Raw genomic sequence first — 25,900 nt, 5'->3', positions numbered from 1 at the left:
CTCGTTAAGTGCTTCTAAAGGAATTCTCTTGGGCATTTCGCCGATTTCTCCCTGAACATCCTTTAATATTCCATCCCCCGCACCCAGAAACATTCCTTCACTGGTAATTCCCATGAAACTTGTAGGAGGAAGCATGGCAATTGCTACCATATTTGCTTCTTTAACTGTTAAATCATTTGTTACAACCGTTATAGCTCTTTCTTTAATATTTACATTACAAACAAGCAGATTATCTGCTTTTGGATGTCCTCCAACACTTACAATTTCTCCAACTTTAAGATCAATTGCTATTACTGGATCATCTATAGGTCCAAGGGCTAATCGTTTGTCTATATTTAAAATTATGTTCAAAAAGAACCTTATTTTAGCAATAGCTTCTTCTAATTTGCTTTTTTCATCTTTATTGGCCAGATCAAGGAAATCCCTGTACCAGCTTTCCCCACCTAAAAATTCAATTATCTGGTTAGCTTTTTCTTTTAAAGAATCAATCTGAGGCATCTGGGCCAAATCAGCAGGTTCTACATAAGAATAATATAATGACTGGAGTTCTGGAATCATATCTTTAGCATTATCAACTACTTTTCTTTTATTCCATCTTCCCTTTAAATTAGCTCCTTCTATTGTCCTTAAAAATAGATCTACTGATTTTTCGGCCACTAATAACCGATAATCATTGCTTGTATCCCACATATAATCACCATGAAATTTAAATCAATCAATTTTTATAAATCTAATTCTGGTTTCCCAATTTTTTTATCTTTTTTATCCATTTAAGGTATTTGGAATTCATATACATTTATGTATCTTATTTTAAAACCATGGGCTAATTTTCGAAATATTTAAGTATATAAATAAGTCTAATCTTATTTAGTTATTTAGATTTCATAAATATTTAAGAAAAATTTATGTGGTGATAGTAATGGTCGATTTATCTAGCCTATACAACTTGGATGTGTACACAACACGAGGAAAATACGTTGGAAGAGTTCAGGATGTCATTTTAAACATTAAAAAAGGGAGAGTATCAGTTCTAAAAGCAAGGGCAATGGCTCAGGATAAAAGAAGTGTTGGAATAAGGGATGTTATCAAAACCAGCATGCGTTTTGTTCCTGAAGCAGATGAAATAAGACCCCTTAAAGAAGAAGGAACTATAGATATCCCTTATGATAGGGTTCAGGCTGTTGGAGATATCCTTTTAATCAGCCCCGAAGTGCTGACAACTTCAACCCCTGCTACACCTGCCGTGCAATAGGGAAAGTATGAAAGTTGGGATTATTGGATGCGGCGCTATAGCCCATATAATAACCAATTTTGCTGTTGACGGCAAATTGGGCGTTGAACTGGAATTTTTTTTTGATAGAGATATTGAAAGGGCTGAAAATTTAGCCCTTCAGGTAGATGGAACCGTTGTCCTTGAAGTTGAAGACATGCTTGATAAAGTCGACCTTGTGATTGAAGCAGCTTCTCCCCAGGCTGTTGCAGACGTGGTTCCTAAAGTCCTTGAAAAGGGTAAAGATGTTCTTATAATGAGCATAGGGGCTCTAATGGATTTTGAACTTAGAAATAAATTAGAAGATATCGCTGCATCAAATAATGCTAAAATATATGCGCCTTCTGGGGCTATTGTTGGTCTGGATGGTATTAAGGCAGCTTCTATCGGCAAAATAAAAGAAGCAACCCTTATCACAAGAAAACCTCCCAGATCTCTTGGAATATCAGCTGATGGTGAAACCATTCTTTATGAAGGTAAAGCATCAAGAGCTGTTAAAGAATTTCCTACAAACATAAACGTGGCAGCAGCACTGAGTATTGCCTGTGGAAAGGATGTGGATGTTAAAATAATTGCAGATCCCAATGTAGATAGAAATATGCACGAAGTTCACGTAATTGGAGATTCAGGGGAATTTAAGACCATTACCAAAAATGTTAGATGCTCCATAAATCCAAAAACAAGCGTTTTAGCTGCTTATTCTGCAATTAAACTTCTAAACAGTTTAAATGAGAATTTAATTGTTGGAACTTAAATTCCACAATTATCTGTTATTTTAAAATGCACATATCATCTATATTTTTTATAAAAATAGTTAAAATAATTAGTAACTGCTTATAAAGTAAATATCTGATCACTATGAAAGAATGCGAAATTTTTTCAAGTTTAAAGGTACCATGCGGATCTAAAATCGTTGTAAGGGTAGATGGCAGGAAATTTTCCAATTTATCAGGAGATCTTGGACTTGAAAAACCCTATGATGAACATTTCAAGGATTTAATCATTGAAACCTCAAAAGATTTCTTCAAAGAGTTTAATCCGTCATTTATTTATACATTCTCTGACGAAATAAACATTCTTCTTTCTGAAATTCCATTTAATGGAAGAATTGAGAAATTAGACTCTGTTTTTGCAAGTTTTATATCGGGTAGTTTCACAAAAAACATTTTTAACACGGAAAAATCAATTAAAAAACCAATTTCATTCGATTCACGAATAATTCCCCTCCAAAAAGCTGGTGTTGTTGAATACTTTAAGGAACGGCAGAATGAAGCATGGAGGAACTGCATCAATGGATACGCCTATTGGACGCTTAGAGAAGAGTTTTCTAAAAAAGAGGCCACAGGAATTTTAAAAAAGAAAAAAAGTAATGAGCTCCACGATATTTTATTTAAAAGGCGAATAAATCTTGCTGAACTTCCAGCATGGCAAAGAAGAGGTATTGGAATTTATAAAAAAGAAGTAATGATTGAAGGGTATAATCCATTAGAAAAGAAAAAAACACAATCCATGCGAAAAAGGGTTTATGTAGATTATAATCTACCAATTTTCAATGCAGATTTTTTTTATAAATTCATGTAAATATCTTATTTTTTAGGAAAAGAAATTGAATCAAAAAGTATAGAATGAACTACAATGAAGAAAAATAATATTCATATATTTTTGATAAAATGAAGCTTAAAAACATCCTTGGCAAAATTCTAGGAACCGATAAGCTCCAGTTTGAGAAAGTGCACATTGAAGAAGAAGTTATAGATGAAATTATTAATATTGCAAAGGAATCCTATCCAAATGAATTTGTTGCACTCCTTGAAGGTAGAGTGGAAGATGAAACACTGCGAATAAGTGGATTGATATTTCTTCCATCGGATGTGTCCAATGAAGGAGCTGTTATGCAAGTTTTCATGCAGCCCCTAACCCTTAATTCTTTAGGATCAGTTCACAGTCATCCCGGCTACAGTGCAAGCCCCTCAAGCGCTGATTTAGAATTTTTTGCTTCAAAAGGCGTTTTTCATATGATAATTGCCGAACCATACACCAGAGAAAGCATTATGGCTTATGATAGCTGGGGAAATGTGGTTAATTTTAGAGTTATTTAGTATAAAGGTTGAATTTAAAATAAGTTTTTTATATCTAAAAATAAAGAAATAAAGTGATGTTTATTATCACTATTTAAGTAAGAATTTCACAATTGAACATATACAGAGTCATATACGTGCTCTAATGCTCTAATCTCTTCAATTACCTTTGGAGGGACTTTATTATCCACTGTTAGTACCATTACGGCTTCGCCACCCGGTTTTTGCCTGCCTACCTGCATTTTAGCTATATTTATGTTGTGTTCTCCAAGTTTTGTGCCTATTGTACCAATAGTCCCTGGTAAATCCTGATATCTTGTTATTATCATTGTTCCTTCTGGTTTTACGTTTACCCAGTATTTATCAATCCTAACTATTCTTGGTTCCTCTACTGCTGTACCTTCAATGCTCATTTCTCCTTCTTCAGATTTAATTTTAACCTTCATCATACTTCTGTAGCCTTCTGCTTCACTTCTTTTGCTCTCTGTTATGACAATACCTCTCTTTTTGGCAATTGTAGGTGCATTTATCATGTTTACAGGTTCAGTAAGGATTGAATTTAACATTTCTTTTAATACAGTCCTGTTCAGTACATCTACTCTCGGGAAGTCTGCTAATTCACCACAATAGGTTATATCAACTTCAGTGATGTTTCCTTTTGCAGCCTGGATAAGCAAGTCGGCCAGTTTTTCAGCAAGCAGTAAATAAGGTTTAATTGCCTGGAATGTCTCTGGATCTAAAACGGGCATGTTTAAAACATTTTTAGGGGCCTGTTCCATGAATACCTTTTTTACTTCATTGGCAACTATGATTGCAGCATCTCTCTGCGCTTCTTTAGTTGATGCGCCTATATGTGGTGTTGCAACTAAATTATCCAGTTCTAAAAGAGGGCTGCCTTCAGGAGGTTCGTTTTCAAATACATCCAATCCTGCACCTCCAATTTTACAGGATTTAAGTGCGTCATAAAGGTCATCTTCTTTAATGATACCTCCTCTGGCACAGTTTATTATAAAGGCGTTTTCTTTCATGAGATCAAATTCATTTTTAGATATGGAGTGTTTTGTTTCTGGAGTTAGAGGAACGTGAATTGTAATGACATCTGCATCTTTTAGGAGTGTTTCTTTGTCTACAATTCTTGCCCCCAGCTTGGAAGCGGCCTCTTCTGTTATATATGGGTCGTTAACCAGTATCTCCATGCCAAAAGCTTTACATCGACTGGCTACCTGGCTACCGATTCTACCCATACCTATAATACCCAGGGTTTTACCAGCAAGTTCAATACCCATAAATCTGCTTTTTTCCCATTTACCTTCCTTTACTGATTTATCTGCTATTGAAATCTTCCTTGCAAGAGCCAGTATTAGCCCCATTGCATGCTCTGCAACAGTTATTGAAGTTGATTCTGGTGCATTAACCACCATTATACCTTTTTCTGTGGCTGCTTCCATATCTACATTATCTACGCCTACACCTGCTCTTGCTATTATTTTTAACTTGTCTGCAGCTTCTATTACATCGCGGGTTACTTTGGTTCTGCTTCGAACAATTATGGCATCGAAGTCTTTAATTGTGTCAATTAATTGCTCCTGTGTAATATCAGTATCAACAACCACTTCTGCAACTTCTTTAAGTTCATCTATTCCTTTTTCGTTAATTTGATCAGCTATAATTACCTTCTTTTTATTCATATTTTCACCAGTATCATTTAGTTAAATTTGTTAAATTAATAGAATTACTCTGTTAATAATATAGTATAAATGAATAAATAAACTATTTTAAATTATTGAATTCCTTAATTTTCCCTTTAATTTATCTAAATGAAAATAAATTTAAATCTGTTGCTACAATAATAATAATTAATTAATGATTATTATTAATTATGGGGGGATTTAAATCGTATATAATAATACACAAAAGGAAATAGAGGATTTTTTAAAGGATAAAAATCTGATTGTAGCATCAAACCGGGGCCCTATCGAATTTTATATTAAAAATGGAAAAAGAGAAGTTAAAAGAGGTGCTGGAGGGCTAGTATCCACTCTTCTTCCATTTATGGCCACTTTTAACGGCACATGGGTTGCAAGTGCCATGACAGAAGGAGATAGAGTAGTAGCTGGAGGATATGAAAAATGTCTGGTGCCTATTCCTGAAGAAAACCCTGAATTTTGCGTTTCTTTTGTAGTTGTGGATCCAGAAATATATGAAGCCTATTACAGCGTGATCAGTAATCCCTTACTCTGGTTTGTCCAGCATTACATGTGGAATACGCCCTATGTACCAGTAATTGATGATAATACCCATAAAGCATGGCATGATAGTTATGTATATGTAAATAAAATGTTTGCAGAAAGAATAATTGAAGAAGCAGAAACTGATGAAAGAAAGCCGCTTATCATGATACAGGATTACCACCTTTACACCTGCCCTGGATATATTCGAGAGAAAATGGATGATATCTTTTTAAGCCACTTTATACATATTCCATGGCCACAATCCGAATATTTCAGTATTTTACCTGAATATATGCAGGAAGCAATCGTTAAAGGGCTTTTATCCAATGACATTCTTGGATTCCATCTGAAAAAATATGCAATGAATTTCCTTTACACCTGCGAACCATATGTAGAAAAAGTGGATTATGATAGTAGCAAGATATGGCACGATGGTCGTGTTATTTCTGTAAATAATTATCCTATATCCGTTGATTGTAAAAAACTTATAGAAAATGCTAAAAGCAGTGAAGTAATCCAAAAAGAAGAGTTAATTAAACAGATCAAAGGAGATTGTTTCCTGATATACAGAACAGATAGGGCGGACCTGAGTAAAAATATAAACAGAGGATTTATGGCCTACGAGTTGTTCTTACAAAAACATCCAGAATTCCACGGTAAAGTCAAGTTTTTATCCACTGGAATGCCAACAAGACAGCAGATCAAGGAATACTGTGATTATAGAGATGAAAATTATAACATAATTGATTCAATTAATGAAAGATACTCCAAAGACGGGTGGAAACCAATAGAACATGTTTTTAAGGCTGATTACAGCCTCGTAACGGCCGCATTCAAACATTACGATTGTCTTCTTGTAAATCCAATTGTAGATGGCATGAATATTGTGGCAAAAGAAGGACCTATAGTAAACGAAAATAACGGCGTTCTGATCATGTCAAACGGAGCAGGTTCCTATGAAGAACTTAAGGATTATTCCATTATCGTGAATGCTTATGATATCTCACAGACAGCAGATGCCATTTATAGAGCCATTACAATGAGCCAGGAAGAAAGATCAAGACTGATTCAGGGCCTTAAAAAGATAGTTAATGAAAGAAACGTTTATATTTGGATGCAGGAACAGTTTAAAGATATTAAGAAACATTACTGAGCCACATCATTAATCAGTTACAATAAAATTTTATCCCATTTATCATCTTATTTTTCTATTTTAATAAGATATCTGGCCTATACAACGAAATAATTATAAATTTATCATTACATATTTAATAACAATAAAAAACATTATAATAAGTTTATTGGGGAGGATGCAAGAATTCAAAATTTAAATTCTGATTTAAATAAATTTCTTGAGAATAAAAATTTAATTATAGCATCTAATCGAGGTCCTATAGAGTTTTACAGAGAAAAAAATGGGAAAATAGGGATGAAAACAGGTGCCGGAGGCATGATACCCACCTTAATTCCAATTATGGAAAAAGCAAAAGGAATATGGATTGCAAGTGCCATGAATGATGCAGATGCTGAAATGGCAGAAAAATATCAGCAGAGTAAAATACCCGTTCCAGAAGATAATCCCAAATTCTATGTTTCCCTAATCATTCATGACTCAAATGAATATCATGAATTTTACAATGTCATGAATAACCCCCTGATCTGGTTTATACACCATTATATGTGGAATTTATACAATACGCCCAAAATAGATGAAAATATTCATAACGCATGGAAGAGCTATGAAAACATAAACCAGAAATTTGCAGAAAAAATTATTAATGAAGTGAATTCATGCGAAAAAGAGCCCTTAATACTGCTTCAGGACTTTCAACTGGAGATTTGCGCAGGTTACATACGGAAACAGTTTAAAGACATCTTTTTAAGCCACTTTATACATATTCCATGGCCGCAGCCAGATTATTTCCAAATTTTTCCGGATTACATTCGAAAATCCATGATTGAAGGACTATTATCCAATAATATAATCGGATTTCACATTAAAAAATATATAAAGAATTTTCTAATGACATGTGAAAGTTATGCGGATCACATCGATTGGGAAAATGATATAGTACATTATAATGGGCGGAAAACGTATGTAAAAAAATATCCTATTTCTGTTGATGATAAAAAACTTATAGAATCTTCTAAATCAAAAAAAGTACTGAAATACGAAGAATATGTTAAAAAAATTAAAGGAAATAATTTTCTATTTTACAGAACAGAGAGAACAGATCCCAGCAAAAATATTATAAGAGGATTTAATGCCTATGATATATTCCTGGAAAAATATCCTCAATTTCAGGAAAAAGTCACATTTTTCATAACTGGAGTGACAACAAGACAGGATGTAAAAGAATATCAGGATTATAAGGTTGAATTAAACGAAATAATTGATGATATTAATAATAAATACTCAAAAAACGGCTGGAAACCCATTGTACCCCACTTTGATGCAGACTATTCACTTGTAATCGCTGCATTTAAAAATTATGACTGCCTTCTCGTAAATTCCATATATGATGGAATGAACATCGTTCCCAAAGAAGGAAGCATAGTAAATAAAAATAACGGAATTTTAATCCTTTCAGAAACTACAGGAGCGTATGACGAGCTTAAAGATTATTCTATTAACATTAATGCCTTTGATATCAAAGATACCGTGGATGCACTGTACCAGGCTGTAATGATGAGTCATGAAGAACGTGGGGAGCGTTTAGCAGGGCTTAAAAAAATTATCAGCAGTTATAATGTATACTCTTGGATGGGGGAACAATTCCAAGATATTCAAAAACTATTTTAATGATTTAATCTAAATCAATTTTAAATTATGGAGGCGGAAAGATGATGATTGATGAATTTATTGTGGCAAGTTCTAATTACGTTCCTGGATTTAAAGCAGTCGAGACCAGAGGTTTTGTATATGGATTAACAGTACGGAGCAGAGGTTTAGGCGGGCAAATAGGTGCTGGAATACGTTCCATGTTTGGCGGAGAGATAAAAGAATACGTTAAAATGATGGAACAATCAAGAGATGAAGCACTGCGCAGAATGATTGAACATGCGCAATCAATGGGTGCTAATGCTGTGATAAGCGTGAGATTTGACTCAAATGATATTTCAGACATAATGCAGGAAATATTAGCCTATGGAACTGCAGTTGTAGTTGAAAGAGAATAAAATGATAAAATGTTTGAAGGAAATATCAGCATTAAAGAAAAAGAGATACCAAGAACCCTTCTTGGAACATCTCCATTTATAGGGGCAGCTCAATTCGGGCATAGGGCAAGATTGTATCAGTTAGATCTTTACAATCAGCCTGAAAATATTCTTAAAGTAATAAGAAAGTCATGTGAGCTTGGAGTTACTGGCATTCAGCTTGTACCTTATGATCCTGTGGTTCAGGCGCTTAACTGGGCTGTTGATGAAGGATGTGATTTAAATATTGTTGGAACTGTGCGTCCTGATTGTGAAAATGAAGATTTAGAACTTTTAGCTGAACTTGGAGCAAGTTCTATGCTGCTTCACGGCGTGATTACAGATAGATTAAATTTCAGCTATCTGAAAATAAGGCTGGACGAAATAAAGGAAACTGGAGCAATTCCCGGACTTGTAACACACAGACCATTTAACACAACCAGAAATCTTATTGATTCACCGGTACTTGATTTATTTGATATTTATATGGTTCCCGTGAATAAAACGGGCTATCTTATGGATACTGATGTGTTTATGGAGAAAGAACGTGCAGAGCTTCGGAATTTAATTAAAAAATTAGATAAAACTATAATAGCGAAGAAAACTCTTGCTGCCGGAATATTAACTCCTAATGATGGATTTGATTATTTAAAAACAGTTGATTACGTGGATTTGGTGGCAATTGGTATTGCATCTGAAGCAGAAGCAGAAGAAACTTTCAAATTATTGAAAGATAAATGATTATATGTAAGATTTCCTCTTACGTTCTTCTTCCCTTTTAATTTCATCATTTATCCTATTCAATTCATCCTGAACCTGTTTTATATGTTTTTTTTCACTTTCGATGTTCCTTTTAAGCAAATTGAATCTATATTCATCCTGAGGGTCTGTGATATCCATCTGGCTTTTCCAGTAACCCATTTGCCTTTTTACTGCATCTAAATATTCCATTTCAACCCTTTTTCTATCTTTAATGCTTCTGATTGTGTGAATTCGTGTTTCATTTAATTCACTTTTTCTCTGTTTATTTTCTTCCATTATTTTCTTATAATCTTTATGAGGCATGATTATATATTGTTTTAATAATTATAAAAAAATTGCTAATATGAATGATTCAAAGTTAGTGACCTTAATACCACATAATACAAATATACTAAAAAGGAGAATTAACATGGAATTTAAAGCAGTTGGAAATTAGGAAGAGAAGATTATAAAAACACTTATTTTGTTTAAAAATAATACTGGACATGATTTTTCCTTTTATAAAGATAATACAATAACAATAAGAATTAAAGAAAAATTGCAGCTATTTATATAAATAAATACCCTGATTATCTGGAATATGCAAAAAGATCCTCATGAAAATATTATACTTTTTAAAGAATTTTTAATTAATGTTATGACTATTTTAAAGATCTAAAGCTTATGAATCCTTTAAAAAAATTAATATCATAATTAGTTTTGAATAATATTGAATAAAATAAATCAAAAAATTAATTATTATTATTACATACTTCATAATTTGAATCATTATCGGGTTCTTTATTTGAATTTTCATTTACACATTCATTAGTTATTACTTGATTTTCTTTATTTGATTCATTATGTTGTTCTATGGAGCTAATATCTACCATTGATTGGTTATTTTCTAAATTTTCTGTTTCATTATCCTTTACTCCACCGGCACCGCCTAAATTTTCACCCGTTTGAGCATCGATATAAATTTCACCCACTTTTTCGCCATTTAACAGGACAGGTACTATATAAGTTAGCTTTTTATCCATTGTTACGAGTAATGGTTCACCCGCCACAGCCTCCGGCTCTTCTATGTATTTCTGGGCTATTCTTTTTGCCTCTTCTTTAGAAATAACTTTTACTGAGTTATCTGTATCATTTGTTAAAGCTGGCGCTGTTTTATCGAACCATTTATAAATATAATTATATATTAAATCCCTTAACTCTTTAAATTTATTAAACAAGTCATTTATGGAGTTATATTGATCTTCAAATATGCTTGAAGTTCCTTTCCCTAATTCATGGCTTTTTAGATTATTATATCCGTTATCTTCAAGTATTGGTATTTTAGTTATACCCATATCCGTGGCCATTTTAGTCCCATACATATAACCAGACCCTAGAAGCAGCATTATCATTGCGAAAATAACCAGATTTTTCATATCAAATCACTCCACAGCTTTTTCCAATAATGATATATGTTCTTCAAATTATTTAAGTATTAAATAAAAGTAAATTAATATTAATAATACCATTTTGTAAGATATCAAATTAAATTAAAAACAGTGATTTAACCAATAAAGAGTTTATACTTATTTAATAAAGCAAATAAATTATAATATGATATTAAAATTAAAAATTAATCAAATAAATTTAAAAAAAATAAATTAAGAATTATTTTTTTGGAATAAAACATAAAAAAATCAAAATTTTGAGCTTTATTAGGAGCACTCCTTCCGCTCTTTAATTATTTTTAAAAATTCTCTTGAGCTGTCCATTTCCCCCATTTCCCAGCTGTGAACAACAGGAACGCCCTCAATACAGCTAATTGATTTCTTATTTTCCAGAATAAAGACCGCATCAGTTCCAGTTACTCCAGATAAGTCTTTAACATTGATTGCCATTTTTTCCAGAATTTTCTTGTTTCTATTTTTTTCCATGTTGGTTATCATGGCAATTTTCTCTTTTAACTCCTTTATTTGGGGATCATTGGTGGCAAGAGCATCAAATGGAGTTTTTGTAGTTGGAATCAGGCTAAAACCAAGGTTCATCAACTCTTTAGGGGCATTTTCTGGAGTATTAGTTGTTTCTGCTTCGGGAATCCTGAATATATCAACAGAAAGAGTAATTTTCATATTTAGAATGCTTTCAAGGGTTATAACTGTTTCAGGACATGCCCTTACTAATCCATGCTCATATTTGTATATAGTTTCACGAGAAACGTGAGCTTTATCAGCTAATTCTTTTAAAGAAAGCTCTTCTCTTTCTCTGGCTTCTTTTATGGCTTCTCCGTCAACCTGAACGAAGTATCCTCCACGGTCTGCAAACACTTCAGGATAGATCTCCTCAGTAATCATATTACGCAGGGTTTCAGGAGCAATAACAGGTATTCCATGCCTTTCATAGACCACATCCTCTTCTAAATATTCATGTTTCGATTTCAGACCCACAATGAGAGGGGATGCAAGAAATGTGCTTGCTACTTTCTTTATTTCTTCTGCCTGCTGACCTGTAAAACCATCTATATTTATTAAAACTTTAAGTAATAGCAGCAACAACCTTTTTCGAGCGGCCATGTCAAAACAACTTCTACCATATATATGAGAAGTTTCAAAATTATGGTTGGCAAGAAGCTCGCTTATTTCTCTTAAGATATGATCCCTTTGCATAAAGACCACCATATTAAATTGTAAGGTGAATTGTTAATGAATGAATTGTATATTGGAATTGATGATACAGACTCTCGGGATGGAATGTGTACCACATATATATGTAGTGTAATAATTGATGAACTTAAATATTTTGGTTTTAAAGTTACAGGTTATCCTCGCTTAATTCGTTTAAATCCATTTGCAAGGTTTAAGACACGGGGAAACGGTGCATTATCCTTCAAATTAAAACTTAAATCTGAAAATGACATCAAAAAAGTTAAAGAAATAGTATTAAAAAATGTAGAAGAACTTTCAGAACTTGAAGATGAAAGAACCAACCCTGGCGTTGTTTTTTACAGCGGCAAAATCACAGAAGAGCTAAAATCATATTCTTTTAGAGCCATAAGAAGTATCATATCTATTGATGATGCTCAGCGGTTTGCAGATGAAATTGGGGCCGAATATTTTAAATTTAAAAAAGGCAGAGGCATTATTGGCGCCCTTGCAGCAATAGGCTGTCCTGATGATGATAAGACCTATGAACTTCTTGCATACAGAATGCCAGAAAACTACGGCACTCCAAGGAAAATAGATTATACTTCGGTATTTGAAATGAATAAAAAGACATATCCAGACACTTTCGACAATGTAGATGGTGATAATGGTTATATTGCAATAGAACCGCATACTCCATGCCCCATACTCTACGGAATACGGGGCGAAAGTCCGAAAGCTGTTGAAGATGCAAAAGAAATCGTTATGGTGAATGAAGCAATTGAAAAAGTAGCAGTTTTTGAAACAAATCAGCATACAGACATGCATCTTTTAAAAGCCCATAAAATTTCAGATTTAGAGCAGTTTAAATGCTACATTATAGACGGGACTGTGAAAGATTTTCCTTTCACTCGAGAAGGGGGACATGTAATATTTATACTGGAAGATGATTCTGGTGAAATTCCATGTGCAGCATATGAACCCACCAAAGAATTTAGAGAAATAGTGAGAAAATTAGCTCCTGGAGATAAATTACGAGTTTATGGCGGGATAGGAGAAAAAGAAACATTGAATATAGAAAAAATGGAAATTTTAGAGCTTGCAAAGATTTACAAAACTCAAAATCCAATCTGTGAATGCGGGAAAAGAATGAAATCTGCCGGAAGTGGAAAAGGCTTTAAATGTATTAAATGTGGTGCAAAACTTCGAGATGGGATTAAAAATACCGTTGAAATTAAAAGAGATATTCAGAAAGGTTTTTATGAAGTTCCACCATCTGCAAGAAGACATCTGAGTAAGCAGCTTGTTAGAATGAAATGAGATCTTATTTAAATCAATTTTTCTTTCTGCTAATTCCCATATCCAACTTCATGTTTTTTTTATGTTTTTCATCTCTTCTCAGTAAGCGGCCTCACTGACTTTGCATTATTTTCATTATTAAAACTTATTCTTTCAAAGCTTTAAAGTTTCATTAATAAAAATTCCATTAAATAAGCATTTATCTAGATTAAATCAATTAATTCTTCATTTATTATTTATCTTTGGGATCAAAAAATATATCCTATATACAATGAATGTACGATTAATGATTACAGAAAAATTTGCAGAGTTTATAGTTTCCATTCAGTATGAAGATTTGCCCGAAAAAGTTATAGATCAAGCGAAGCTCTGTCTTTTAGACTTTTTAAGCGTTACATTAAGAGGATCAAAAACTGAAAGTGCAAAAGTTGTAAACCATATCATAAAAGAAAATGATGAGCCTTCAATAATTAATGGAGAACGAACTAGTGCTATGGGTTCTGCCCTTTTAAATGGTATTTCAGCCCATTCTCTTGATTTAGATGATGGGCATAGAATTGCACAGCTTCATCCTGGTGCCTGTGTAATTTCTGCAGCTTTAGCGCTGTGTGAGGCAGAAAATAAAACTGGAAAAGACCTTATAGTTTCAATTGTTGCGGGTTATGAAATTGCAATTTCACTGGGGATACTTGTTAATCCAGAACACCGAAATAAGGGATTCCATAGCACAGGGACCTGCGGAACATTTGGAGCCGCAGCTGCTGCATGTAAAGCTTTAAATCTAAGCTATGAAGAGACACTGAATGCCCTTGGACTTGCAGGGACACAGTCCAGCGGCCTATTAGAATCAGATCATGCTGGATCAATGGGTAAACACTTGCATGCCGGAAAAGCAGCGCAATCAGGTGTTTTATCAGCTCTTCTTGCAAAAGAAGGTTTTACAGGTGCAAAAACCATAATTGATGGAGAAGAGGGATTCTTATCTGCAATGGCTGATTTAAGCCTTAAGGATAAAAAAGTAGATATTGGAAATTTCCATATTTTAAATGTGTACTTTAAAAGATATCCCGTATGCAGACATCTGCATTCTACAATCGATGCTGTTTTAAATATTTTAGATAAAAATGATTTAAAGACCGATGATATCCAGAAGATACTGGTTAAAACTTATAAAATAGCTGCAAATCATGATGAGTATAATCCAGAAACTGTAGAGGCAATCAGGCAGAGTTTACCCATTAGTCTTGCAATTACAATCAAAAACAGAGAATTAAGTCTTGATAACCTTAAAATTAGTGATGATATAGCAGATATTTCAAGTAAAGTTGTCATTGAATGCAACGATGATCTGGATGAACTGTACCCTGCCAGAAGATCATCAATAGTAACAATTAACACAGGTGAAGAATTCTATACCGAAAGGGTTGATTTACCAAAAGGAGAACCAGAAAACCAGTTTACCAAATATGAACTGGTTAAAAAATTTTATGATTTAAATCCTGATTTGAATATGGATGTTTTATCAATAATAGATAATCTGGAAGATTATAACGTTAAAGATTTAATTATAATGATTAATAATAAATTTAAGGGTCACGGTGATTAAATGAGAACCAGCGAATTTCTTAAAACCATAGGAATAGAAAATGATAATTTAAAACAATCTAAAAAGAGATTTCCAGATAATTGTCAATATCGATTCGAAGTTCCGGGAATACAGAAACCCGGCGCAATGAGGGCTTTAATTGAAGCTACAGATAAATATGAAGTAGAAGTTCACAGAGTAACCCAGACAAAGGGAATAATGCTTTTAACCGACTCTGAAATATTAAAAATGGCCGATATTGCAAAGGATGCAAAAATAGAACTATTCTTAAGTGTTGGACCCCGTGCAACCTATGATACAAGCGCATCTGCAAGAACTGAAGAGGGTAAAAGAATAGGATACAGGTTAAGAGGATATGATAACCTTGTATATGGAATAGAAGAAGTTAGAAGGGCTGCTGATCTTGGTATTAGAGGAATTGTGGTATATGACGAAGGACTTCTCTGGACGCTTGGAAAAATGCGTGAAGAAGGTGAAATTCCGGAAGATATCCATTTTAAAGTATCTGCCCATACAGGGCATGGCAATCCCGCATCTGCAATGTTACTGGAAGAAATAGGAGCGGATTCATTTAATCCTGTTAGAGATCTTCAAATACCTATGATTGCATCGATAAGGAACGCCATAAACATTTCTATTGATTTACATACTGAAAATCCCAAGTCATCCGGTGGATTTATACGACATTATGAAGTTCCAGATATTATAAAGTATGCTGCACCTGTTTATCTTAAAACAGGCGGTGCAGTAGCTGGGCATCATGGATGGGATACAACAGAAAAACAGGCTGAAGAACGTATAAGACAGGTTTCTCTTGTTCAAAACATGATAAATAGATATTATGATGATGCTGTAATGTCAAAAAGAGGTGCCTCTGATTTAGCCATACCAAAATAGATTTATTAAGATTTAGGGAGTGTATTGATGGAAATATCAAAATTAATTGAGAATGCAGTAATTGAAGCCAGTACAACCTTTAGAAAAGACCAGTTCGATGCATATAAACGAGCTTTATCGATGGAAACCAATGAAAATGCTTCCTGGATGCTTGAACTTTTAATAGAAAATGCTAAAATAGCACAAGAAAAAAAATTTCCTCTCTGCGATGATACAGGGATCCCCCATGTTCTTGTGGAAATTGGAGAAGATATAAAACTACCTGGAAACTTTTTTGGAGATATAAAACTTGGTATTGAAAAAGGCCTTCAAAAACTCCCCGCAAGACCGATGGCTGTTCAGGGAAATAGTATTGAGCGGATAGAACAAAGTAAAGGCCTGTATGATGATCCTGGAAAACTGGTTCCTCCTTCCTTCATAATTGATAAAACTGAAAGAAATGGTGTGAATATTCATGTTTTAATGTTAGGAGGTGGCCCAGAGATTAGGGCTTCCACTTATAGAGTTTTCCATAAGAGAAATAATAGAAAAGTATTTAATGAAGTTAAAACATGGATGAGATCAGAGGTCAAGATGCTTGGATGCACACCATGCATCCCTGCTGTAGGCATCGGTAGAACTCATTTTGAAGCTTCGTCATTGATGTTAAATGCAATGGCACATGGAAATTTAAACCAACAGTCCGAAATAGAAGAGGAAATAACAGAATCATTGAATGATACGGAAATAGGAACACTTGGAATAGGTGGTTCTGTTACTGCACTTGGATCTTTTGTAAAAATTGGGCCACAACGAGCAAGCGGTGTTAGAATTTTATCTATGAGGCCCTGCTGCTCAGTAGAACCAAGAAGATCGTCAGTATTCCTCCCTTCCTCAATTCTGGAGTGATGTATCATGGCAATAGGAAGAGAAACAATAGAAAACATGCTTAAACTGAGTAATCCTAAATGGAAAACAGGAATTACCCGAGTAGAGCCAAATAAACTTACAACAAGAGGATATGCACAAGAAGAACTTATAGGAAATATATCATTCCCAGAAATGGTTTATTTGCTTATAAAAGGCGAAATACCTGCTAAAAATGAGTCAAAAATGCTTGAATCTGTTTTAATTTCATTTTGTGATCATGGAGTCACACCTCCGAGTACTCAAGCAGCTCGACTTATGGCATCTGCTGGATCTCCTATGCATGCTTGTGTGTCTGGAGGACTTCTTGCATTTGGTAAAAATCATGCTGGAGCCATTGAAAGTACAATGAAACTACTACAAGAAGGAGTAAAAAGATCTGATGGCGATATAGAAACTGCTGCTTCCGAAATAGTTGAACAATTCTTAGAAAGTGGAAATAAGATACCTGGATTTGGACATAGATATCATGATGAAGATCCGCGAGCCCCTAAACTTCTGGAGCTTGCAAAAAAGTATGAATGTTCCAAGATACATACGGAACTTGCTCTTTCTATTCAAAGTATTTTACTTGAAAAAAAAGGAATTAGAATGAATATAGATGGTGCAAATGCAGGTATACTCTCAGATATGGGCTTTGATTGGAGTATTGGAACCGGCATATTCATGATTGGAAGACTTCCGGCCATTATTGCCCATGTACATGAAGAAAAGACTCGTGAAGCACCCTTCAGGAAATTATTCGACATAGAAGACATTTATTATGATGGAATTGACCAGCAAAAAGTAATACCTCATAATAAGAAATGATATAAAATCATTTCAAAAATTAAATAGTAAAAGATAAATATAATCTTAAATAGAGTTTTGATAATCATGGTGATTCAAAATGATGTCGATATCAGAAGCTATTACAACAATTAAAAAGGCAGAAAATGATGCTGATAAACTAATAGAGGATGCAGAGAAACAATCAGCTGAAATGATTGAAGAAGCTAGAGAAAAGTCAAAGAAGATCATTGAAAGTGCTAAAGGAGAAGCATATGAAGAAGCAGATACAATTATAGCCAAAGCCGAAGATGATGCTAAAAAAGACGCGATGAAAATATCAAATCAAGCTGACGAAAATATTAAAAGTACTGAAAATAAGGCTAAAGGTAAAATTGATGAAGCTGTAGATATTATAGTTAAAAATGTACTGTAAATACTGATTTTTTCGTTAGTTAAAAGAAAGTGATACTATGTTTATGCCAGCGAGGATGAAAAAGCTTAACATACTCACTTTAGATGCCTACTCTAATTCTGTAGTAAGTGCTCTTCATGAAGAGGGAATTGTACAGATCCAGGACATATCCGAACGTATTCAACAGGATATTGAATGGAAACAAATTTTAAAGCCGTCAAAAGCTACAGCCTATACAGGTAAAATTTCTTCCCTTCAGATGAAGACCTCCGGAATTATTGATTTCTTAAAATCTGCAGAAAGAAAAGATGCAGGTATTCTAAAAAGTGTTATGGGCTTGATAAATCCAAAAGTACCCGAAAAAAGAGAAATAGAACATCTAAATGCGGAAGCTCTAATTGAGCGTGCAGAATCCATTCTTGGAGAAGTGGAAGAGAAAACAGGAGCTATTGATGAAAAGTTAACCGCCCTCGATATAGAAAAAAATGGGCTTAATAACGCTCTTAATATTGCCAATAAACTTAAAAATTTTGATATTGATCTTAAAGATTTAGAAGATACGCGTTATATTTCTGCAATAGCTGGAAGAATGCCTGTTGAAACATTTGAAAACTTCAAGAAAGATGTTAATGAAATAACAGACAAAATTGTTATATTAGAACGCAGCGAAATAACTGAAAAAAAAGAAACTGGAAAAATACTGATTATTTTAACACTGAAAGAATATGGTAGCAATGTTTCAGCACTTCTTAGAAAGTCAGAATTTGATTTATATGACACTTCTGGACTTTCTGGGAAACCAGATGCAATAATCAGAAATTCTGAGTCCAGAATAAATGAAATAGAAGCTGAAAAAGAACGTTTATTATCTGATTTGGCAGATATTGCAGTAAAATGGAAGGAAGACCTTCTTGTATTAAAAGAACAGCTTGAAATAGAAAAGGATCGAAATGAAATATTTTCTTCCTTTGGAGAAACAGAAAAAACAATTATGTTTGAAGCATGGGTTCCAGCTAAAAAATTAGATAAAGCACTTGAAACAATTAAGGAATCCAGTAAAGGTCACTCAATTATTGAAGTCACAGATCCAAAAGATGGAGACAATATTCCTGTCCATCTGGACAACCCTCGTTTTGCTAAACCATACCAGCTCTTCGTGGAGATGTATTCTTCACCAAGTTATAAGGAAATAGATCCAACAATTTTAGTTGCCCTGGTATTTCCATTTTTCTTTGGTTTCTGTCTTACAGATGCCGGTTATGGTCTGGCAGATGCACTTGTTGGTTTAGCCCTGGTCTTTGGATTAGGTAAAGTAAACAAATTAATGCGTAATTTAGGTATTATACTTGTTGCCTGTGGTGTATGGGCCATTATACTCGGTTTAATCACCAACAGTGTAATAGGGGATTTATATCCAAGATGGTTCTTGGGAGATCCAAGTGGAGTAGTTCCAACAACCATAGCAGCTGTTAACTCATTCGCTTTCCCTCAGAATATATTGATATGGGCTTTAATTGTTGGTATAATATACACAATCATAGGATTAATCATCGGAGCTTACAACAATATTAACCGGGGAGAATACGGTGAAGCTTTAGGTTCACAGATTGTATGGTTGATTATGCTTGTTGGGGTTGGTCTTTTAGCCGCCAGTTACATGCTGGGCATGGGTTCCCTTATGCTCTATGCTGGAGGTGCAATAATTGCAGTGGCATTTGTTATATTATTATACTTTAACGGTGCCTTTGGACTTATGGATATATCCGGATTTTTAGGAACAATATTATCATATGCAAGGTTATTAGCACTCTGTTTAGCAACTGGAGGTATTGCAACCACAGTGAATATACTTACAGGCCTTGTAGGTGATATGATTCCTTATGTTGGATTTATCATAGCGCCAATAGTATTTATAGGTGGACACATCGCTAACGGTGGATTCCAGACCCTCGGAGCATTTATCAATTCGCTTCGTTTACATTATGTTGAATTTTTCAGTCAATTTTACATAGGCGGAAGTTCTAAATTTAGGCCTTTCCGTACAAAAAGAAAGCTTACAAAAGTAGGAGGAAAATAAATGGCAGAAATTGTTTTAGGTACAGCTTTAGCAGCAATAGGTGCGGGAGTAGCCGTCGGATTTGCTGGATTAGGTTCAGGTTTAGGTCAAGGAATTGCAGCAGCAGGGAGCGTAGGTGCTGTAGCAGAGGATAGGGAGATGTTCGCTCAAGGTATTCTCTTTACAGCGTTGCCAGAAACTCAGGCTATTTACGGTTTCTTGATTGCTATATTGTTAATGGTATTCGGTGGAGTACTTGGAGGAAACGCCCTAACCCCTGAAATAGGTCTTGTAGCAGTAGGTGCCGGTGCGGCTATTGGTTTTGCTGGACTTGGTTCTGGTATGGGTCAAGGTATTGCAGCAGCATCATCTGTTGGTGCAGTAGTTGAAGATAAGGATATGTTCTCACAGGGTATTCTCTTTACAGCGTTGCCAGAAACTCAGGCTATTTACGGTTTCTTGATTGCTATATTGTTAATGGTATTCGGTGGAATCTTAGGGTAGGAGGAAAAAAATGAAGTCTGGGGCAGATAAAATTGTCTCAAGCATAATTTCTGAAGCTCAAAGTAACGCCGATGCTATAATCCAGGAATCTGAAAAAGAAACTGCCCTTATCATTGAAGAAGGTGAAAAAGAAGCGGTTTTAGAAAAAGAAAAAATCCTGGAAAACGCAAAAAAACAGGCCAATTTGAAATATCAGCAGCTCATTTCTGAAGCTAAAATGAATTCCAGAAGAGCGGAGCTTGAGGCAAGAGAAGAAGTAATAGAAAACGCATTTAAGCGTGCAGAAGAAGAATTGCAGAAAATTGCATCCACTTCTTCTGAAGAATACAAAGAATCCCTTACAAAAATCATAGAAGAAGCTTCCATTGAGATTGGTGGAGGAGATCTGGTTTTATCCTTAAAAGAAGAGGATATTGACAAAATCAAAAACTCAATTCCAGCCATGGAAAATACTATTGAAGGGAAAACAAACACCAAAACAACCTTAGAGATTGGCGAAAGTATTAAAACCATTGGAGGAGCAATCGTAAAAACCAAAAATGGAGATGTTGAGGTCAATAATACAATTGAAGCTAGAATTCAAAGATATAAAAAAGTTCTAAGATCAGAGGTTGCAAAGGTATTGTTTGAATAGGGGGGAATAACATGGTAAATGGCATCACAGATATAGTAACTCAACTGGGCCTACCCTCTATTGAATCATTTTTAGGCCTCATTTTTGTGATAGGGGCTATTATTGGAGTTATAGCAGTAATAGCAACTATAAGGCCTGTGTTAGATAATTTTCCCTATGCTTACCCTAATGCACGAGTAAGAGCACGAATGGGAAGACTCCTTACAGAAAAACAGTTATCAGAAATTATTGAAGCTGATAACATAGATGAAGTGAAAAACTATCTAAGAGGATTTCCTGAATATGCAAAATATGTGGATCAGTATCCTCTGGAAAAAGCACTTGACACACAGCTTGCAGATACTTATGATACCCTTGCAAAAATCACACCATCAGGTATTCAGCCCATATTTAAAGTTCTACTTCAAAAATGGGATGTAAGGAATATAAAAGGTCTGATAACTGCAAAAGAGGCCGGATTATCCAGAGAAGAAACTGTTAATCTCCTAGTTCCATTTGGAGAGTTAAGTGATTCTCTTGATAAACTAATAGATGCTAAAAGTATTACTGAAATTGTCACAGGTCTTGAAGGAACACCCTATGCTCGTGTTCTTGATGATGCTCTGTCATCTTATGAAAACACAGGGTTAATTTTACCTTTAGAAGCTTCTCTTGATAAATATTTCCTTGAAAACTTATTAGTTGCAGCTTCAAACCCTGCTGACGATAGTACAAGGGCTTTACACTCATATATTGGAGCTCAAGTTGACACAACCAATTTAAATATTATATTAAGGTCAAAGGCTGAAGGCCTTAAATATGATGATATAGAGCCTTATATTGTTTCAAATGGTTATCAACTTAGAGAATGGAAGCTAAAAGATCTAATGGAAGCTGAAGATGTAGGGAGTGTAATAAGTAGCCTTGAAGGAACAGAATATGCACAACTACTTACAGATGCTTTACCAGAATACACTAAAACAGGCTCTGTTGCGCCATTTGAGGCAGCCTTAGATGAAAAGATAAGGGAAATAGCTAAATCACTATCAATTAAAATACCCTTTGGTATAGGGCCAATCGTTGGTTTCATGAACAAAAAGGAAAGTGAAATAAGGAATTTAAAAGTCATAACACGTGCCAAAAGAGAGATAGGTTTCCCTAACTCAAAAATTAAGGAGATGTTAGTATGAAACCCAGTATAGCAGTAATTGCAGATCCAGATACAGTAACAGGCTTTAGACTTGGAGGCATTAAAGAAGGATATCCTGTTGAAAATATCGAAGAAGCAGAAAACACTCTTAAAAATTTATTCAAACAAGAATTCTCAATTATAATAACTACCGAGAAAATTGGAGATCAGATAAGAGAAACAATTGATAAATTAACAGGATCACGCGCATTACCCATGATAATTGAAATACCCGATAAAACAGGGCCTTCTAAGAGGGCCACTGATCCTATGCGGGAACTTATTAAAAGAGTAATTGGGGTTGAGATGGTAAAATGATTACAGGAAAGATAATTAAAATAGCAGGTCCCGTTATTGTTGGAGACGGCATGCGGGGAACTCAGATGTATGAAATGGTTAAAGTCGGTGAAGAAGGTCTTATCGGAGAGATAATTGAACTTGAAGGCGACACAGCAACAGTACAGGTTTACGAAGAAACAGCTGGTATAAAACCCGGAGAAAAAATTGAAAGTACAGGAGGAGCACTTTCTGTAGAGTTAGGCCCTGGAATTCTTACATCCATTTATGATGGAATTCAAAGGCCGCTTGAAAATATTAAAGATCTAACTGGGGACTACATTGAAAGAGGTGTAGATGTTCCAGCATTAAATAAAGAAAAAAAATGGAAATTCGTTCCAAAACTCAAAGCTGGAATGGAAGTAAAAGGTGGAGACATTATTGGTGAAGTCCAGGAAACATCATCAATCGTTCATAAAATCATGATCCCTCCAAAAGTTGAAGGTACATTAAAAAGTATTGTAGGCGAAGGAGAATATACTATAGAGGAAGATATAGGCGAAGTAGAAACTTCTACTGGAGTTGAAAAGCTTCAAATGGTTCAAAAATGGCCCGTAAGAGTTGGAAGACCATACAAAGCAAAACTCGACCCAGATATACCATTAATAACAGGTCAAAGAGCACAGGACACATTTTTCACAGTTGCAAAAGGTGGTACTGCTGCTATGCCTGGTCCTTTCGGTTCAGGAAAAACTGTTACACAACAGCAACTTGCTAAATGGGCTGATGCAGATATCATCGTCTACATCGGATGTGGAGAGCGTGGAAACGAAATGACAGAGGTTCTAAAAGAGTTTCCAGAACTTGAAGACCCTAAGACCGGTAAACCACTCATGGACAGAACAGTTCTTATTGCAAACACATCAAACATGCCTGTGGCAGCAAGGGAAGCTTCAGTATACACCGGAATAACAATTGCTGAATACTTCAGAGACATGGGATACGATGTAGCTCTTATGGCTGATTCAACCTCAAGATGGGCAGAAGCTATGAGGGAAATTTCAGGAAGGCTCGAAGAGATGCCCGGTGAAGAAGGATACCCTGCATACCTCGCATCAAGACTTGCTCAGTTCTACGAAAGAGCAGGAAGGGTAACTACAATAGGCACAGAAGATAAAGTATCATCATTAACTGTGGTTGGAGCAGTTTCACCTCCTGGTGGTGACCTTTCAGAACCAGTTACTCAAAACACTTTACGTATATCCAAAGTGTTCTGGGCACTTGATTCATCACTTGCAGATAAACGTCACTTCCCTTCAATTGACTGGCTGCAGAGTTACTCATTATATGTTGAAAGCATATCATCATGGTGGAATACCAATGTAGGTGAAGATTGGAGAGAGCTAAGAGATGCAGCAATGGTTTTACTCCAAAAAGAGTCAGAACTTCAGGAAATTGTGCAACTTGTAGGTCCGGATGCACTGCCAGACAGAGAAAGAATTACTCTTGAAAGTACGAGGATGATAAGAGAAGACTTCCTACAGCAAAACGCATATCACGAAGTAGACACATACTGTTCACCAAACAAGCAATACGGAATGCTCAAAACCATAATTATGTTCCAGGAAAACGCTACAGCAGCTCTTGATAGAGGTGCATCTACAGAAGATGTAATAGGACTCAGCGTTAAGGAAGATATTGGTAAAATGAAATATATACCTGAAGATGAATTTGCAGATGAGATTAAAGCAATTCAGGAAAAGGTAATTAAACAAACTAGTGAGGTGTGAAAATGGACTTAAATATCAAAACACGGGAATACACAACCGTTGCTGAAGTAGCTGGTCCTCTCATGATTGTTGAAGGTGTTGAAGGCGTTTCGTATGGGGAAATTGTAGATATAATCACACCTGCAGGAGATAAAAGAAGAGGAGAAGTTCTTGAAGTACGTGAAGGACTTGCTGTTGTACAGGTCTTTGAAGGTACAAGCGATCTTAATACTGCAACAACCAAAGTTAGATTTACAGGAGAAACAGCACACCTTGGTGTTTCTCCAGACATGTTAGGAAGAGTTTTTGGAGGTACAGGAAAACCTATTGATGGCGGGCCTGAAATTATTCCAGAAAAAGAATTAGACATTAATGGGGCGCCAATGAACCCAACTGCAAGGGAATTCCCTGCAGAATTTATTCAGACAGGTATCTCAACAATAGACGGGATGAACACCCTTGTACGTGGACAGAAACTCCCTATCTTTTCAGGATCTGGATTACCTCACAACGACCTTGCAGCGCAAATTGCAAGACACGCTAAAGTTATTGGTGAAGAAACTGAGTTTGCTGTTGTATTTGCGGCTATGGGAATTACCCACGAAGAAGCAAACTTTTTTATGAGAGACTTTGAAAGGACAGGAGCTCTTGAAAGAGTTACAGTTTTCATGAACCTTGCAGACGACCCTGCAATTGAAAGGATCACCACGCCAAGAATGGCGCTTACAACTGCTGAATACTTTGCATTTGAAAAGGGCATGCACGTTCTGGTTATCCTTACTGACATGACAAATTACTGTGAAGCATTGAGGGAAATTTCAGCTGCTCGTGAAGAGGTTCCTGGAAGACGTGGATACCCTGGTTACATGTACACTGACCTTGCTTCTATCTATGAAAGAGCAGGTCGTATGGTTGGTAAAGAAGGTTCAATTACCCAGATGCCAATTCTTGTTATGCCTCAAGACGATATTACTCACCCAATTCCAGACTTAACTGGATATATTACAGAAGGACAGATTGTTTTAAGCAGAGATATCTTCAGGAAAGGTATATATCCACCTGTAGATGTGCTTCCATCACTTTCAAGATTGATGAGTGGTGGAATTGGTGAAGAAAGAACAAGAGAAGATCACAGTGGTGTTTCAGACCAGCTTTATTCAGCATATTCTGAAGGTCGTGACCTGAGGGATCTTATGGCTGTTGTAGGAGAAGAAGCGCTTACAGAGCGTGACAGGAAATATCTCGCCTTTGCAGATGAATTCGAGAACAAATTTGTAACAGAAACCAAAGATGAAGATAGAACTATACAGGAAACTCTTGATCTTGGATGGGAACTTCTAAGCTTACTTCCGGAAGCCGAACTTAAGAGGGTTAGAGCAGAGCATATTCCAAAATATCACCCTGCACATAAACAATAACCTCCTTTATTTATTTTTAAAAGAGGG

General features: G+C 35.2%; 26 protein-coding genes. 21 read left to right on the top strand and 5 right to left on the bottom strand.

Features of this window, described 5'->3' with window-relative positions; genetic code table 11:
- Positions 1-690: tRNA-binding protein (locus QMD61_01205; GenBank protein MDI6723243.1), on the bottom strand; the 690-nt coding region annotated here is incomplete at its 3' end.
- 229 nt (positions 691-919) lie between these two features.
- Here QMD61_01205 and QMD61_01200 point away from each other — a divergent pair.
- The 4 genes from QMD61_01200 to QMD61_01185 all read left to right on the top strand — a co-directional run bounded on the left by QMD61_01200 (position 920) and on the right by QMD61_01185 (position 3,369).
- Positions 920-1,252, top strand: a complete 333-nt coding sequence (locus QMD61_01200) for a PRC-barrel domain-containing protein (GenBank protein ID MDI6723242.1) — start codon at positions 920-922, stop codon at positions 1,250-1,252.
- 7 nt (positions 1,253-1,259) lie between these two features.
- Positions 1,260-2,024, top strand: coding sequence for an aspartate dehydrogenase (locus QMD61_01195; protein MDI6723241.1), 765 nt, complete (start codon positions 1,260-1,262; stop codon positions 2,022-2,024).
- Positions 2,025-2,128: 104 nt separating this feature from the next.
- The gene (locus QMD61_01190) at positions 2,129-2,851 is read left to right on the top strand and encodes a tRNA(His) guanylyltransferase Thg1 family protein (protein MDI6723240.1); all 723 of its coding nucleotides are present in this window, start codon (positions 2,129-2,131) and stop codon (positions 2,849-2,851) included.
- Positions 2,852-2,940: 89 nt separating this feature from the next.
- Positions 2,941-3,369 carry a Mov34/MPN/PAD-1 family protein gene (locus tag QMD61_01185; protein MDI6723239.1) on the top strand — a complete coding sequence of 143 codons (429 nt, stop codon included), beginning with the start codon at positions 2,941-2,943 and terminating at the stop codon, positions 3,367-3,369.
- An 86-nt stretch (positions 3,370-3,455) separates the two neighbouring features.
- Here QMD61_01185 and serA read toward each other — a convergent pair whose 3' ends face one another.
- A complete protein-coding gene (gene serA, locus QMD61_01180; protein MDI6723238.1) occupies positions 3,456-5,036 on the bottom strand; it encodes a phosphoglycerate dehydrogenase in 1,581 nt (526 codons plus the stop codon).
- A 232-nt stretch (positions 5,037-5,268) separates the two neighbouring features.
- Here serA and QMD61_01175 point away from each other — a divergent pair, with 232 nt between their 5' ends.
- From QMD61_01175 to QMD61_01160, 4 genes are all read left to right on the top strand, one after another.
- Complete coding sequence (locus QMD61_01175; GenBank protein MDI6723237.1) at positions 5,269-6,732, top strand: trehalose-6-phosphate synthase; 1,464 nt, start codon at positions 5,269-5,271, stop codon at positions 6,730-6,732.
- Positions 6,733-6,843: 111 nt separating this feature from the next.
- Complete coding sequence (locus tag QMD61_01170) at positions 6,844-8,382, top strand: trehalose-6-phosphate synthase (protein MDI6723236.1); 1,539 nt, start codon at positions 6,844-6,846, stop codon at positions 8,380-8,382.
- Positions 8,383-8,426: 44 nt separating this feature from the next.
- On the top strand, positions 8,427-8,759 hold the full coding sequence (locus tag QMD61_01165) for a heavy metal-binding domain-containing protein (protein ID MDI6723235.1): 333 nt from the start codon (positions 8,427-8,429) through the stop codon (positions 8,757-8,759).
- A 9-nt stretch (positions 8,760-8,768) separates the two neighbouring features.
- On the top strand, positions 8,769-9,518 hold the full coding sequence (locus tag QMD61_01160) for a hypothetical protein (protein MDI6723234.1): 750 nt from the start codon (positions 8,769-8,771) through the stop codon (positions 9,516-9,518).
- On the opposite strand, the gene QMD61_01155 is transcribed toward QMD61_01160, so the two are convergent.
- The 3 genes from QMD61_01155 to QMD61_01145 form a co-directional block, all read right to left on the bottom strand.
- On the bottom strand, positions 9,519-9,815 hold the full coding sequence (locus QMD61_01155) for a hypothetical protein (GenBank protein ID MDI6723233.1): 297 nt from the start codon (positions 9,813-9,815) through the stop codon (positions 9,519-9,521). It abuts the gene before it with no gap.
- 455 nt (positions 9,816-10,270) lie between these two features.
- Entirely contained in the window at positions 10,271-10,954 is a 684-nt protein-coding gene (locus tag QMD61_01150) for a PepSY domain-containing protein (protein MDI6723232.1), read from the bottom strand.
- Between the two features lie 279 nt (positions 10,955-11,233).
- Positions 11,234-12,181, bottom strand: a complete 948-nt coding sequence (locus QMD61_01145) for a transcriptional regulator (GenBank protein ID MDI6723231.1) — start codon at positions 12,179-12,181, stop codon at positions 11,234-11,236.
- Positions 12,182-12,217: 36 nt separating this feature from the next.
- Here QMD61_01145 and QMD61_01140 point away from each other — a divergent pair, with 36 nt between their 5' ends.
- The 13 genes from QMD61_01140 (at position 12,218) to QMD61_01080 (ending at position 25,873) form a co-directional block, all read left to right on the top strand.
- Positions 12,218-13,477: a tRNA(Ile)(2)-agmatinylcytidine synthase gene (locus QMD61_01140; GenBank protein MDI6723230.1), complete on the top strand. Its 1,260-nt coding sequence runs from the start codon at positions 12,218-12,220 to the stop codon at positions 13,475-13,477.
- Positions 13,478-13,742: 265 nt separating this feature from the next.
- Positions 13,743-15,062 carry an MmgE/PrpD family protein gene (locus QMD61_01135; protein ID MDI6723229.1) on the top strand — a complete coding sequence of 440 codons (1,320 nt, stop codon included), beginning with the start codon at positions 13,743-13,745 and terminating at the stop codon, positions 15,060-15,062.
- Positions 15,063-15,959, top strand: a complete 897-nt coding sequence (locus QMD61_01130; GenBank protein ID MDI6723228.1) for a peptidase — start codon at positions 15,063-15,065, stop codon at positions 15,957-15,959.
- Positions 15,960-15,986: 27 nt separating this feature from the next.
- Positions 15,987-16,847 (top strand): fumarate hydratase, encoded by an 861-nt coding sequence (locus QMD61_01125; GenBank protein ID MDI6723227.1) that lies wholly within the window; start codon positions 15,987-15,989, stop codon positions 16,845-16,847.
- Between the two features lie 6 nt (positions 16,848-16,853).
- The gene (locus QMD61_01120; protein ID MDI6723226.1) at positions 16,854-17,675 is read left to right on the top strand and encodes a citryl-CoA lyase; all 822 of its coding nucleotides are present in this window, start codon (positions 16,854-16,856) and stop codon (positions 17,673-17,675) included.
- Between the two features lie 79 nt (positions 17,676-17,754).
- Positions 17,755-18,069, top strand: coding sequence for an ATP synthase archaeal subunit H (gene ahaH / locus QMD61_01115; protein MDI6723225.1), 315 nt, complete (start codon positions 17,755-17,757; stop codon positions 18,067-18,069).
- Between the two features lie 37 nt (positions 18,070-18,106).
- The gene (locus tag QMD61_01110) at positions 18,107-20,125 is read left to right on the top strand and encodes a V-type ATP synthase subunit I (GenBank protein MDI6723224.1); all 2,019 of its coding nucleotides are present in this window, start codon (positions 18,107-18,109) and stop codon (positions 20,123-20,125) included.
- Entirely contained in the window at positions 20,126-20,608 is a 483-nt protein-coding gene (locus QMD61_01105; GenBank protein MDI6723223.1) for a V-type ATP synthase subunit K, read from the top strand.
- 10 nt (positions 20,609-20,618) lie between these two features.
- The gene (locus tag QMD61_01100) at positions 20,619-21,242 is read left to right on the top strand and encodes a V-type proton ATPase subunit E (protein ID MDI6723222.1); all 624 of its coding nucleotides are present in this window, start codon (positions 20,619-20,621) and stop codon (positions 21,240-21,242) included.
- 11 nt (positions 21,243-21,253) lie between these two features.
- Complete coding sequence (locus QMD61_01095) at positions 21,254-22,411, top strand: V-type ATP synthase subunit C (GenBank protein ID MDI6723221.1); 1,158 nt, start codon at positions 21,254-21,256, stop codon at positions 22,409-22,411.
- Positions 22,408-22,728: a V-type ATP synthase subunit F gene (locus QMD61_01090; GenBank protein ID MDI6723220.1), complete on the top strand. Its 321-nt coding sequence runs from the start codon at positions 22,408-22,410 to the stop codon at positions 22,726-22,728. The genes QMD61_01095 and QMD61_01090 overlap by 4 nt, the downstream gene beginning before the upstream one ends.
- Positions 22,725-24,476: an ATP synthase subunit A gene (locus QMD61_01085; GenBank protein MDI6723219.1), complete on the top strand. Its 1,752-nt coding sequence runs from the start codon at positions 22,725-22,727 to the stop codon at positions 24,474-24,476. Before QMD61_01090 ends, QMD61_01085 begins: the two co-directional genes overlap by 4 nt.
- A 2-nt stretch (positions 24,477-24,478) precedes the next feature.
- On the top strand, positions 24,479-25,873 hold the full coding sequence (locus QMD61_01080) for an ATP synthase subunit B (GenBank protein ID MDI6723218.1): 1,395 nt from the start codon (positions 24,479-24,481) through the stop codon (positions 25,871-25,873).
- Positions 25,874-25,900 lie beyond the last annotated feature (27 nt).

The organism is Methanobacterium sp. (assembly GCA_030017655.1).
Taxonomy (GTDB): Archaea; Methanobacteriota; Methanobacteria; order Methanobacteriales; family Methanobacteriaceae; genus Methanobacterium_D.
The sequence above is the reverse complement of the archived record's forward strand: the minus strand, read 5'-3'. Positions and strand labels throughout refer to the sequence as shown.